The sequence below is a fragment of the Actinoplanes sp. NPDC048988 genome, from assembly GCF_043197815.1.
In the GTDB taxonomy this organism is placed as follows: Bacteria; Actinomycetota; Actinomycetes; order Mycobacteriales; family Micromonosporaceae; genus Actinoplanes.
The window spans coordinates 274,962-287,214 of sequence record NZ_JBICTW010000007.1 but is presented as its reverse complement, the minus strand read 5'-3'; the positions used below and the strand labels follow the sequence as shown (position 1 = coordinate 287,214).

Sequence of the window (12,253 nt, the reverse complement as noted above, 5' to 3'; positions counted from 1 at the left end):
CCGCGGGAAAAACCCTAGGCCGGCGCCACCAGCGCCGCATAGTCCCCGGAGGTCAGCGGCCCCTCGGTGAGGGTCCCGTCGGCGCGCGGAACCTCCAGGCCGCGCCCCTCCCGGGTGAACGACACCGCGCCGACGTCGGGGCGCGCGGTCAGCGTGCACACCATCTGCCCGTACGCCAGGATGTCGTCCTGCCGGGCCTCGGCCGCGGGCACCTCGACCGTGACCCGCGCGCCCGGCCCCTCGGTGGCCACCACCGTGAGCCCGCCCAGGGCCGTCGACAGCCCACTCGCGCTCTCCGCCGGCGTCGGCCCGGTGATCAGGTCGTTCATCTGCTGCTGCACGCTCGGATAGGCCGGCGCCCGCCGCACCGACTGCACCAGCCGCTCGCCACGCACCAGGCACAGCACATGCGCCACCTCACCGGCCGGGGTCACCGCCGGCGCCCCCGACTCGATCAACGGTGCCCGGGGCAGCTCGACCGGATGCGGCGAGTCCTCCGCCGGCACCCCACACGCCGCCAGCAGGGCAACCCCCACAAGCGTTCCCGTCAGCCGTACGGTTCTCACGGCAGCTCCACCCGGAACCGGGCGCCGCCACCGGGCCGCTCGCGGACCGAAGCCGTGCCGCCGTGCGCCGCCGCGTGCTCGGCCACGATGGCCAGCCCCAACCCGGTCCCGTCCCCCGTCCCGCGGGCACCGGCCGCCGGCCCCCGCACGAACCGGTCGAAGATCGTCGCCCGTAGTTCCTCCGGCACACCCGGACCGGCGTCGTCCACTTCCAGAAAACCCTTGCCCACCCGTACCGCGGTGGGCCCGCCCCCGTACCGCGTCGCGTTCTCGAGCAGGTTGCCCAGCGTCTGCTCCACCCGCCGCGCGTCCACCCGCCACTGTCCCGGGTCGCCGGCCTCGACGATGCCCGGGTCGAGCCCGTGTGCCCGGACCACCCGCGTGACCAGCTCGGCGATGTCCACCGGCTCCCGGGTCACCGGCTGGTCGCCGCGCGCCAGTTCGAGCAGGTCCCCGACCAGCTCCTGGAACCGGTTCACCTCGGCCACGATGAGCCCGACGGCCGCCGCCGACCGCTCGTCCAGGCCGTCCCGGCGGCGGTCGACCACGCTCACCGCGGCGGCGAGGGTCTGCAACGGCGAGCGCAGCTCGTGGCTGACGTCGGCCGCGAACCGCCGGTCCCGCCGCATCCGCCGGTCCAGCTCGTCGGCCATGTGGTTGAACGACGCGGCGAGGGCGGCCAGGTCGGGTTCGGTGTCCGGGTCGAGCCGGGTCGCCAGGTCGCCGTCGGCGATGCCCCGGGCCGCGTCGGCCACCGCGCCGAGCGGCCGCAGCGCGTGCCGGGTGACGTACCAGCCGACCGCCGCCCCACCGGCCGCCATCATGATCGCGACGGCGGCGAGGGCCAGCGCCAACACCTGAAGGGTGCGCTCCAGCTCGCGCTGAGCCACGATCTCGTAGAACACCGTGTCGCCGTCGAGCGGTACCGCGATCACCAGCGCGGGCGCGCCGTCGCGGCGGATCCGCTGCGCCGCCGCCACACCCCCGGCCGCCATCTCCCGCAGCCCCGGCGGCACGGCCGCGTGGGTGTCGGTGTCGGCGCTGCGCGAGTACCAGCGCCCGGCCCGCTGGATGAGCACGTACCGGTCGCCGCCGGCGTCGAGCGAGCCCAGCACGTCGGCCACGTTGGTGGCGCCCCCGCTGAGACTCGCGTCGACCAGCGCGGCGTCGAAATAGGCGGCCCGCACGGCCGTCCGCTCCCGCTCGCGGAACAAAGTGCTGCGGGTCAGCTCGTACGACACCACGGTCACACACACGGAGAGCGCGAGCGCGCCGACCGCGAAGGCGGCGCTGACCCGGGTCCTGAGACCGGCCCGCCTCACGGCTGGAGTTTGTAGCCGAGCCCGCGCACGGTCACCAGGTGGCGGGGCGTGCCCGGAACGTCCTCGATCTTGTGACGGAGCCGGCCGACGTGCACGTCGACCAGGCGCTCGTCGCCGATCTCGTACCCCCAGACGCGCTGCAGCAACTGCTGGCGGGACAGCACCTGGCCCGGGTGGTCGGCCAGCTCGCACAGCAGCCGGAACTCGGTGCGGGTGACACGCACCTGGTCGCCGTGCAGGCGTACCTCACCGGCCTCCGGCCGCAGCTCCAGGTCGCCGAAGGCGAGGGTCCGCATGGCCGGCGCCGCCGAGGCCGGCGCCCGCCCCCGCCGCCGCAGGGCGCGCAGCCGCGCGGCCAGCTCCTTCACCGCCACCGGCTTTACCAGGTAGTCGTCGGCGCCGGCCTCGAGCGCGGCCACGATGTCGTGGGTGTCGTCACGGGCGCTGATCACCACGATCGGCACGTCGTCGTCGCGGCGCAGCCGGCGGATGCACTCGAAGCCGTCCATGCCCGGCAGCATCAGATCGACCAGCACGGTCTCGGCCCCGACCCGGCGCTGCTCGGCCAGGCCGTCCTCGGCGGTGGCGACGGCGTGCGCGGTGTACCCCTCGTCCTCCAGGGCCAGGCTCAGCGACAGCCGGATCCGGTCGTCGTCCTCGATCAGCAGCACGGAGGTCATAGGCGAATGATGCCCCGTCCGGGCGGGGCCGGCACCTTCGTACCCAAGGATCTGTGACCTTGTCATGGAACCGTCAAAAACCCCGGTCATCGTGGAAGGCATGACAGCGACCAGCGTTTTCACGGTTCTGACCGGGGTGTGGATCGCGCTGACGCCCCTGTTCGCCCCCGACCTTCCGGCGTACGCGGCCACGAGCGACGTGGCGACGGGCGCGGCCGTCGCCGTCCTGGCATCGATACGCCTGCTGATGCCACGCCGGACGGCCCCGCTCGGCGTGCTGCTGACCTTGCTCGGCGCCTGGCTGGTGGCGGCGCCCTTCGTCCTCGGATACGGCCACCACCCGGCCGTGGCCTGGAACAACATCGTCGTCGGCGTCCTGGTGACGATGTTCGCCGGCGTGAGCGTGGCGGCCATGTTGTCATCGGCCCGTCATATGACCGCCGAGGTTCCGCCGACTGCGCGCGACAGGGTGAGATCATGACCGTCAGCAGTCTCGTGACCGCCCTGCTCGTCGGGGCCGCGCTCGGCGCCGGCGCCCGCTGGCTGGTGCCCGCCACCCGGGGCGTCCCGTTCTGGGTCCCGCTGGCCGTGGCCGTGGGCGCGGCCGTCTTCGCCACGGTGGTGGCCCGCTTCGCCGGCGTGGACACGTCGGGAGTGGCCCCGGTCGAGATCTTCCTGCAGGTCGTCCTGGCGGCGACGGGGGTCGCCCTGGTGGCGGCGACGGCGGATCGGCGGTACTCCCGATGACCCCACCCGCTCACGGCCCGTCGTACTACGTCCGCACGCTGGACGACACGGCGCTGGTCACCCCCTTGACCGACCTGGACGCCACACTGGCCGGCCACATGCGCGACGACCTGATGGAGGCGGCGGCGACACACCCGCGCGTGCTGGTCGACCTCGAAGCGGTCAAGTTCATCGACTCGGCCGCCCTGGGCCTGCTGGTCCGGGCCCGCCAGGAGGCCCGCCAGCACGGAGCGGCGTTCGCCCTGATCGCCCCGTCCCCCTTCGTCCAGACGGTCCTGCACACGATGCGCCTGGACCGCGCCTTCATCACCTTCCCCGACCGCGACGCGGCCTTGAGCAGGGCCACCGTCGTTTGATCCCGCCCGTTCCGGGAATCGGCGAGGGATGCCCGCGCTCTGGCACAACCGGGACTTCCGGCTGGTCACCGCCGGGCAGAGCGTCACCCAGCTGGGCACGGAGGTCAGCGCACTGGCGTTCCCGCTGACCGCCGTGCTGCTGCTCGACGCCACCCCGTGGCAGCTGGGCATCCTGGTCGCGGTCCAGAACGGCGCGTTCCTGGTGGCCGGCCTGCCCGCCGGCGCGTTCCTGGACCGCCGCCGTCGCCGCCCGGTCCTGATCGTCACCGACGTGGTCCGCGCAGTGGCCCTGACCGCGGTGACGATCACCGCCGCGGCCGGCGGCCTGAGCTTCACCCTGCTCCTGGCCGTGGCCGCTGTGATGAGCCTGATGCGCGTCGTCTTCGAGATCGGCTACCAGACCTACCTGCCCTCGATAGTCCCGCCCGAACACCTCGTGCAGGGCAACTCCACAGTGGAGGCGATCCGCGCCACGGGCCAGATAGCCGGCCCCACCCTGGGCGGCACCCTGGTCCAGCTGACCGGCGCGGCCAACGCCCTCCTGGCCGACGCGCTGAGCTTCGCAGTCAGCGCCCTCCTCCTCTGGCGCGTCCGCACCCCCGAACCACCCCCAACACCTTCCGGTCCCCGCCCGCCCTCCCCCTCCCCGTCGCCGTCGCCGTCGCCCTCGCCCTCGCCCTCGCCGTCGCCGTCGCCGTCGCCGTCGCCCTCGCCCTCGCCCTCGCCCTCGCCCTCGCCCTCGCCCTCGCCCTCGCCCTCGCCCTCGCCCTCGCCCTCGCCCTCGCCCTCGCCCTCGCCGAATTCTGCAAACCGCAACCAGGCAAACGGTGACCGCGCGTCCCAGGACGGGGCATCCCAGGATTGCGCACCCCAGGACGAGACGACGGTGGGGCAGGCGTACGACCGCGACCGCCCACCCGAGGAAAGCGCGACCCAGGACCGTGCGACCCAGGACCGTGCGACCCAGGACCGTGCGACCCAGGACCGTGCGACCCAGGGCCGCGCGACCCAGGACCAGGAGACGGCGGGGCAGGTGCGTGACCGCGAGCGCCCGTCCCGGGAACGGGCAACCCGGGGAGGGGTGATGGTGGGGCAGGTGCGTGAGGGGTTGCGGTTCGTGCTGGGCGATCCGGTGCTACGAGCCATCGCCGCCACGAGTGGACTGTCCAACGTGCTCTTCGTGGCGGCCAACGCCCTCAACGTCTACTTCCTCGTCGAGACCGTAGGGGTCAGCGCCGCCACCGCCGGCCTGCTCTTCTCGACCGCCTCGGTGGCCGCCCTGGTGGCCGCGGCCGTCGCCACCCGGCTCGCGCGGTGGCTGGGGCCGGCCCGGATCATCTGGTTGTCCGTCACCGTCACCAGCCCGTTCAATCTGCTCATCCCGTTCACCGACAAGGGCTGGCGGCTTTCTTTCTTCGTCGTCGGGATCTGTGTCGGCGGCGCCGGCCAGCTCGTGTACGCCATCACCCAGCTCAGCTACCGCCAGGCGGTGGTACCCCGGCCGATCCTGGGCCGGGTCAACGCCACCATGCGCTTCCTGGTCATGGGCCTTCTGCCCCTGGGCGGCCTGCTCGGCGGCGCGCTGGCCACCCTGTCGAGCGTTCGCCTGACCCTGTCCGCCGTCGCGGTGGGTCTCACCCTCGCCCCGATCTTCCTGATCCTCTCGCCTCTGCGGCGTCAGCCCTTGCGGCCCTGAGTGGCCACTCCCTCGATGAAGTAGCGCTGGCCGAAGCTGAACAGCAGCAGCATGGGCAAGGTGACGAGCAGGGACGCCACCATCACGTACTGATAATCGGCCTGTCCGCCCGCCGTCGGGCTGTATTTCGTCATCGCGTAGGCCACTCCGAGCGGCGCCGTGAAGCCCTCGACCGAGCCCGCGTTCAGATAGATCAGGGCGCCCTGGAAGTTGTTCCAGGCCGCCTGGAACTCGAACAGGAACACGATGATGAACGACGGGATCGACAGCGGCATGGCGATGCGCCAGAACATCTGCCAGTAGCTGGAGCCGTCGATCCGGGCCGCCTCGAACAGCTCGCGGGGCAGGCCCAGGAAGAACTGCCTTTGCAGGAAGATGTAGAACGCCGAGCCGAACAGGTTCGCGCCGAACAGCGGCACCCACGTGCCCAGCAGGCCGGTCTGCTTCCAGATCAGGTAGGTCGGGATCATCGTGACCGAGGCCGGCAGCATCATGGTCGCCAGCACCAGCCCGAACAGGATGTTCCGGCCGGGGAAGCGGAAGTAGGCGAAGCCGAAGGCCACCACCGAGCTCGAGACCGACACCAGGGCGGCGGCGAGCAGGGCGATGGCCACGCTGTTGAAGATCCAGTGCACGAGGGGCAGCTGGTTCCAGACCTCGACGTAGTTGTCGAAGCGCCACGTGTGCGGGATCAGCGCGTTGTCGAAGACCTGCCCGGACGGCTTCAGGCTGGCCGCCACCAGCCACACCAGCGGGTACAGGAACAGCGCGGCGAAGCCGATCAGCAACACCGTGAGCAGCACCTGCCCGGCCGACCAGCGGCGCTTCGGCCGGGCCGGCCCGGGAAGGCTGGACGGGCCGGCCTGAGTGACAGCCGCCGGCGGCGCGGTCGTCGCCATCACCGCTCCCCTTCGTAGTAGACGAACCGGTTGCCGATCCGGACCTGGATGGCGGTGAGGATCAGCAGGATGACGAACAGCAGCCAGGCCATGGCCGCCGCGAAGCCGAAGTTGAACTGGCGGAACGCCTGCTGGAACAGGTAGACCGCGTAGAACAGCGACGACTCGGGGGCGACGTTGGTCTGGTCGCGCCAGAACAGCAGGTAGGCCTGGTCGAACACCTGGAACGCGGCGATGGTCAGAATGATGACGTTGAAGAAGACCGCACCGGAGATCATCGGCAGGGTGATGGTGAAGAACTGCCGTACCGGGCTCGCGCCGTCCAGCGACGCCACCTCGTACAGGTCGCGGGGCACGTTCTTCAGCGCCGCCAGGAAGATGACCATCGTCCCGCTGACACCCCACAGCGCCATGAGCACGATCGAGGGCCGCACCCAGGCCGGGTCGACCAGCCATTGCGGGCCCTCGATCCCGACGGCGCGCAGGGCCGAGTTGATGGCGCCGCTGTTGCCGTTGAGCAGCAGCAGGAACACCGCCGCGGTGGCCACGGCGGGCGTCATCTTGGGCAGGTAGTAGACCGTACGGAAGAAGCCCGCCCCGCGCCGGGCCCGATTGAGCAGGATGGCCAGGAACAGCGCGACGATGACCTCCAGCGGCACCGCCAGGACCGCGAAGAACAGGGTGTTCTTCAGCGATCCGGCGACGCGCGGGTCGTCCAGCAGGGCCCGGTAGTTGTCCAGCCCGCCCGGCCGCATCTTGTTGGTGGCCAGGTTGAAGTGGCTGAACGAGATGGCCAGGCTGTAGATCATCGCGCCCAGGGTGAAGATCAGGAACCCGATGATCCAGGGTGAGATGAACAGGTAGCCGGCGATCGCCTCCCGGCGGTTGTACTTGCGGGCCTTCAGTTGCTCCACCGTCGTCAGCCGCCCGCGATCGAGCGGTAGGCCGACATGGACGCCGTCTGCGCGTCGGCCAGCGCCTGCTGCGGCGTCTTCTTCCCCAGCAGGGCCGAGGTGATCGCGTTCGTCAGTTCCTGCTTGAGCTGCTGCCCGGCCGGTGACGCGCCGGCGCTCTTGCCGCTGGTCACCACGTCGTAGTAGGTGCTGATCACCTGGTCGAACCCGGCGTTGCCGCTCGGCTTGACGTACTTGTCGCGGATCGCCTTGTCCGGGCCGGGTGATCCGGTGAACAGGCCGGTGTTTATCGACTTCTCCTTCTCGATGGTGGCCGCGCGGGCCGTGGCCGCCGCGTCCCACGAGCCGTCGTCGGTCAGCGCCAGCGCCCACTTGCAGGCGGCACTGGGGTTCTTGGCCTTGGCCGGGATCACGAAGGAGCCGCCGTAGGCGACGGTGACGGGCTGGCCGTCCTTGCCTTTGAACGGCACCGCGCCGAGTTTGAGCTTGTCTTTGTACGGCGACAGCACGTTCGGGTACCACTGCGCGTCGACCTCGGCCCCGACCTGGTTCTTGACGAACTGGTTGTTGTCGCCGAACACGTCGAACGCGTCGGTGAAGCTCTTGTACTTGGCGAAGCCGCCCTGGGCGTCGACGATCTTCTTGAGCGTCTCGAGCGGGTAGACGTTGCTCGGGTCGTCGAGCGTCGGCGCGCCGTTGTCGCCCACGAGCTTGCCGCCCTGGCTGATGAACCACAGGTAGGTCTGGCCGACGGCCTGCGGGTTGAAGCCCAGCACGGCCGGGACGCCGCCGCTGGCCTTGTACATCTTCGCGATGGCGGCGAGCAGCACGTCGGGCTTGGAGGTGTCGATCTGCTCCGGGGTGACGCCGGCGGCGTCCATCACCGTCGTGTTCAGGATGATCGCCGGTGGCTGGTAGAACTGCGGAACGGCCCAGACCTGGTTCTTGTACGTCACGTCGCCCACCACGTTGGAGTACCAGCGCTGCTTGGGGTCGACGCCGTGGGCCGAGAAGCATTTCTCCAGCGGCACGATGAGTCCCTGGGCGGCGTAGGTCGGCACGTACTCCCGATCCATCTGCACCACGTCGGGGACGTCGCCGCCGGCCAGCCGGGCGGTGAACTTCTGCGCGTCGAAGCCGGTCTGGTCCATCTTGACGGTGACGCCGTTCAGCTGCTTGGCCGCGTAGTCGATGCGGGCCTTCCCGACGTCGTCGGCGTTGTCGAAGGCCCAGGCGCTGAGCGCACCGGACGCGTTGGCGTCGAACGTCACCGCGTCACCGCCGCCACCCTCGTCACCGCTGCCCGACCCGCAGCCGGCCGTGCCCAGCCCGAGCACGATGGCGACGCCGGCGGCCACTATGGCCGCACGTTTTCTCTCCATAGTGGCCTCCCCGATGTGGGATCCATCCCAGATCGGACGCTAGACCAGCGTGACGGGGCACACAAGGCATCAATATTACCGTTGTGTATCACTGCACTTCAGAGCGGCTTTGGAGGCTCCGTTAGGGCGTATGGCAACGTTTCCACAACCTGGCCGGGGCGCGACCGAAGAATCCCCGGTGGGCGGCTCCTTAAACGCGACCGCGCTGCCCGGGCGCCATCCGTTCGGCGGGCGAAGTGGCGTTGGAGGCGTCGCGGTCCGGCTCGGCCCGGCGCCGGCCACCGGGCGCGGCCGCCGACGGCCCGGCCTCCACCTGATCGGCGTCCGGCCGGTCCCACTCGATCAGGTCGGTCTCGCGGACCTCACCGCCGTCGAACGGCACCCGGAACGTGCGGATCCGGTGCGGGCCGAAGTCGGCCGTCACCGTCCGGCCCAGCAGCGGAATGCCGAGAACGGCCCGGTGCGTACGGCCGGTGGTCTCCACCGCCCGTACGATCAGGGACCCTCCGTCCTCGTGGGTCTTGACCGCGGTGACCATCACCGGCCCGGCGCCGTCCGACAGATAGCTCTGCGCCGGCGGCAGGGCGCCGGAGTGGAAGCTCTCCAGCATGGCCCGCACCGGCGAGCCCAGCTCGGCCGCCCGGCGGGTCAGCCCGGCCCGCCGCCAGTCGCCGGCGTGCGGCACGAGCAGGTAGCGGAACGTCTGGAGCCCCTGGTCCTGATAGGAGTAGAAGCCGTCCGGGTCGAGCTCGCGCGGATCGTGCCACGAGTAGACCGGGCTGCGCACCGCCGTCATGCCGATGCTCACCCCGGCCGGTTCGGTGGGTGAGACGTCGTACCCGTGCTTGGCGTCGCCGACCACGGCCAGGCCGGCGCGGCCGTCGCTGACGTCGACCCAGGACTGCGCGGGGTTCTCGGCGCCGTCGGCCGGGCGGTCGACGACACCGAACGGGATCTCGTACGTGGCCCGGCGGCACCCCACGGTGGTCGGGAAGCACAACTTGAGCTGGTGGGCCCGCTCCCGCCAGTCGAGGGTGACCCGCACCTCGAGATGGTCGGCGTCGTGGCCCAGCAGGAACTCCTCGACCAGCGTGGACGAGTTCCACGCGCGTTCGACCCGCAGCCGGGCCCGCAGCGGTCCGGCCTCCCGCAGGACGATCCGGCTGACCGGCATGACGGCGCCGGGCCAGCGGTACGACCGGACGTGATGCCCCCACGTGTCGGTCGGATCCCGGCTGACGGCGGTGTGCTCCCCGCGCGCGCCGGCCACCACGTCGGCTCCGGTCCTCTTGTCCAGCAGCGACGACAGCCAGCCGGTGGCCGGGTCGAAGACGGCCCGCAGCCGGTCGTTCTCCAGGACCTCCTCCGTGGCCCGCAGCGCGGTCGGCACGGCGACGGCACCCGGGCGCAGCCGGTAGAGCCGGTAGCCGAACGCCGGCACGGCCGCCTCGAAGACGACCGCCCCGCGGGCGAGGTCGTCGGTGGTGGCGACCGGCTGGATCGGCTGCGACAGCGCGCCGTCGACGTGCACGCCGGACGGCTGGGCGCCGTACTGCAACTCGACGTGCGCGGTGACCTCCCACGGGTGCGGGTTGAAGACGAGCACCGGCTGCGTCCCCTCCTCGAGGGGGATGTCGACCTGACGGGCGATGACATTGTGGGTACGGGCGATGACCCGCTTGGCGATCGCGACGGCCTCCCCCAGCTGGTCGCGGGCGTCGTCGTAGGCGGTCTCGACGGCCGAGCCCGGCAGCACGTCGTGGAACTGGTTGAACAGGATCTGCTGCCAGGCCCGGGTCAGGTCGGCCCGCGGATCGCCCAGGCCGAACAGCGCCGATCCCACGGCCGCCCAGCGCTCGGCGGACAGGATCGCGGCCTGCGCCCTCCGCTGCCACATCTTGATGCCCGAGTGCGCCGAATAGCAGCCCGGCGCGTGCATCTGCAGGTCGTCGCGCCATACCGGCAGCGCGGCCAGGCCGTCCTCGCCCAGGCGCTTGGCCAGCTCGTCGAGGTACCGTCCCGGCGAGGAGATCACCATGCGCCCGTAGGACCCCATCCGGTCGTACCGGTGAATGCTCTCGATGTTGGCCCTGGTCGGCCCGCCGCCGTGGTTGCCCACCCCGAAGAAGATCATCGTGTCGCCGGGCGGCACCGCCCCGAGCGCCTTGTCGACCTGCGCGCCCACCTCACCCGGCGGGCTGCAGTACTCGTACGGAAGCCGGTAGGCCAGGACCCGCGAACCGTCGGCCGACTCCCACCAGAACGCGGTGCCGGTGAGGCTGGTCTCGTGCGGTCCGGGGCGCATGAAGACGTACGAGCTCAGGCCCTGTCCCCGCAGGATCTGCGGGAGCATGCCGTGGTGGCCGAAGGGGTCGACGTTCATGCCGACGCTCGCGGTGACGCCGAACTTCTCGCGGAGGTAGCGCTGCCCGTACAGCCCCTGCCGCACGAAGGACTCCCCGGCCGGCAGGTTGCAGTCGGGCTCCACCCACCAGCCGCCGGTCAGCTGCCAGCGGCCCTCGGCGACCCGGGCCCGGATGCGGGCGAACAGCTCCGGATCCGACTCCTCGACCCACGACAGGAGCACGACCTGGTCGCAGGTGAAGACGAAGTCGGGGTACTCGTCCATACGGTGGATGGCCGACCAGAAGGTGGCCCGGGCCTCCTGGTAACCCTCCTGCCACGGCCACAGCCACACCGGGTCCAGGTGGGCGTGCCCGACCATGTGCAGCGTGCGGTGCGGGGTGGCCAGCGGCCGCTCGGCCCCGGGACCGCAGGACGGCTGGTCGCCGTTGGGCGCGTTGGCCATCGGCGCGGTCACGGCCCCGGCTCCTCACCGGCGGCCCACGCGTCCACCATCTCGCTGATCACATGCAGCATCAGGGTGTGCATCTCCTGGACACGCTGGGTGCTCTTGGACGGCACGAGCAGAACCCGGTCGGCCCGGGCGGCGCCCGGTGCTCCGCCCGCGAACAGCACCGTGGCGGCCCCGCGCGCCCGCGCGGTGTCCAGCGCCGAGACCACATTGGGCGACCGGCTCGAGGTGGTGAAGGCGACCACGACGTCGCCGGGCCGGGCCAGCGCCTCGATCTGGCGCGCGAAGACGTCGGCGTAGTCGAAGTCGTTCGCCACACAGGTGAGAACGCTGGGGTCGGTGCTGAGGGTGACGGCCGGCAGCGGCCGCCGCTCCCGCTTGAAGTGCCCGACCAGTTCCCCGGTGAGATGCTGGGCGTCGGCCGCACTGCCCCCGTTGCCGAGCGTGTAGACGGTGCCACCACCGGCCAGCCGCCGGCAGATGAGCTCGCCGGCCGCCCGTATCTCAGCGGTCAGCTCCCCCAGCGCCGACGCCACGGCGACGTGCTCGTCCAGATGGTTCTCCAGCCAGTGCACCATGGCCGGCGCCATCCGCCCCCGCCCGCCCTCCAGCCCGCCCTCCAGCCCGCGTTCCAGCCCGGCCTCCAGCCCGCGTTCCAGCCCGGCCTCCAGCCCGCCTTCTAGCCCGGCCGAAACTTCGATTCGCGCGGCCTCGAACCCGGTCGGCGTTCCGGCCTCCACCGACCCTCCCGCCGCGAGCTCGCCCCGCGGTGGGCTTGAGGCCGCGAGCTCGCCCCGCGGTGGGCTTGAGGCCGCGAGCTCGCCCCGCGGTGGGCTTGAGGCCGCGAGCTCGCCCCGCGGTGGGCTTGAGGCCGCG

At 71.6% G+C, this 12,253-nt stretch carries 12 protein-coding genes; 4 read left to right on the top strand and 8 right to left on the bottom strand.

Annotated elements, in window-relative coordinates:
* Nucleotides 1-14: 14 nt before the first annotated feature.
* The 3 genes from ACGFJ7_RS24190 to ACGFJ7_RS24180 are packed head-to-tail and all read right to left on the bottom strand — an operon-like array spanning nt 15 to nt 2,568.
* Nucleotides 15-566: a GerMN domain-containing protein gene (locus ACGFJ7_RS24190; protein WP_360249947.1), complete on the bottom strand. Its 552-nt coding sequence runs from the start codon at nt 564-566 to the stop codon at nt 15-17.
* Nucleotides 563-1,888, bottom strand: a complete 1,326-nt coding sequence (locus tag ACGFJ7_RS24185; RefSeq protein WP_360249950.1) for a HAMP domain-containing sensor histidine kinase — start codon at nt 1,886-1,888, stop codon at nt 563-565. Before ACGFJ7_RS24185 ends, ACGFJ7_RS24190 begins: the two co-directional genes overlap by 4 nt.
* The gene (locus tag ACGFJ7_RS24180; protein ID WP_360249953.1) at nt 1,885-2,568 is read right to left on the bottom strand and encodes a response regulator transcription factor; all 684 of its coding nucleotides are present in this window, start codon (nt 2,566-2,568) and stop codon (nt 1,885-1,887) included. Before ACGFJ7_RS24180 ends, ACGFJ7_RS24185 begins: the two co-directional genes overlap by 4 nt.
* 100 nt (nt 2,569-2,668) lie before the next feature.
* Between ACGFJ7_RS24180 and ACGFJ7_RS24175 the strand changes: the two genes are divergently transcribed.
* Genes ACGFJ7_RS24175 through ACGFJ7_RS24160 form a run of 4 tightly spaced genes read left to right on the top strand, consistent with a single transcriptional unit; the run spans nt 2,669 to nt 5,367 of the window.
* Nucleotides 2,669-3,049, top strand: a complete 381-nt coding sequence (locus tag ACGFJ7_RS24175) for an SPW repeat protein (protein WP_392643895.1) — start codon at nt 2,669-2,671, stop codon at nt 3,047-3,049.
* Entirely contained in the window at nt 3,046-3,315 is a 270-nt protein-coding gene (locus tag ACGFJ7_RS24170) for a GlsB/YeaQ/YmgE family stress response membrane protein (protein WP_360249959.1), read from the top strand. The genes ACGFJ7_RS24175 and ACGFJ7_RS24170 overlap by 4 nt, the downstream gene beginning before the upstream one ends.
* Nucleotides 3,312-3,671 carry an STAS domain-containing protein gene (locus ACGFJ7_RS24165; protein WP_360249962.1) on the top strand — a complete coding sequence of 120 codons (360 nt, stop codon included), beginning with the start codon at nt 3,312-3,314 and terminating at the stop codon, nt 3,669-3,671. The genes ACGFJ7_RS24170 and ACGFJ7_RS24165 overlap by 4 nt, the downstream gene beginning before the upstream one ends.
* A 28-nt stretch (nt 3,672-3,699) precedes the next feature.
* Nucleotides 3,700-5,367: an MFS transporter gene (locus ACGFJ7_RS24160; protein WP_392643892.1), complete on the top strand. Its 1,668-nt coding sequence runs from the start codon at nt 3,700-3,702 to the stop codon at nt 5,365-5,367.
* On the opposite strand, the gene ACGFJ7_RS24155 is transcribed toward ACGFJ7_RS24160, so the two are convergent.
* The 5 genes from ACGFJ7_RS24155 to ACGFJ7_RS24135 all read right to left on the bottom strand — a co-directional run bounded on the left by ACGFJ7_RS24155 (nt 5,349) and on the right by ACGFJ7_RS24135 (nt 12,117).
* The gene (locus tag ACGFJ7_RS24155) at nt 5,349-6,266 is read right to left on the bottom strand and encodes a carbohydrate ABC transporter permease (protein WP_392643890.1); all 918 of its coding nucleotides are present in this window, start codon (nt 6,264-6,266) and stop codon (nt 5,349-5,351) included. The two genes, ACGFJ7_RS24160 and ACGFJ7_RS24155, sit on opposite strands and share 19 nt — an antisense overlap.
* A complete protein-coding gene (locus tag ACGFJ7_RS24150; protein ID WP_360255543.1) occupies nt 6,266-7,180 on the bottom strand; it encodes a sugar ABC transporter permease in 915 nt (304 codons plus the stop codon). Before ACGFJ7_RS24150 ends, ACGFJ7_RS24155 begins: the two co-directional genes overlap by 1 nt.
* A 5-nt stretch (nt 7,181-7,185) precedes the next feature.
* Nucleotides 7,186-8,562, bottom strand: a complete 1,377-nt coding sequence (locus ACGFJ7_RS24145; protein ID WP_392643888.1) for an extracellular solute-binding protein — start codon at nt 8,560-8,562, stop codon at nt 7,186-7,188.
* Between the two features lie 190 nt (nt 8,563-8,752).
* Nucleotides 8,753-11,383, bottom strand: a complete 2,631-nt coding sequence (locus ACGFJ7_RS24140; protein WP_392643886.1) for an alpha-mannosidase — start codon at nt 11,381-11,383, stop codon at nt 8,753-8,755.
* A complete protein-coding gene (locus ACGFJ7_RS24135; protein WP_392643884.1) occupies nt 11,380-12,117 on the bottom strand; it encodes an SIS domain-containing protein in 738 nt (245 codons plus the stop codon). Before ACGFJ7_RS24135 ends, ACGFJ7_RS24140 begins: the two co-directional genes overlap by 4 nt.
* Nucleotides 12,118-12,253 lie beyond the last annotated feature (136 nt).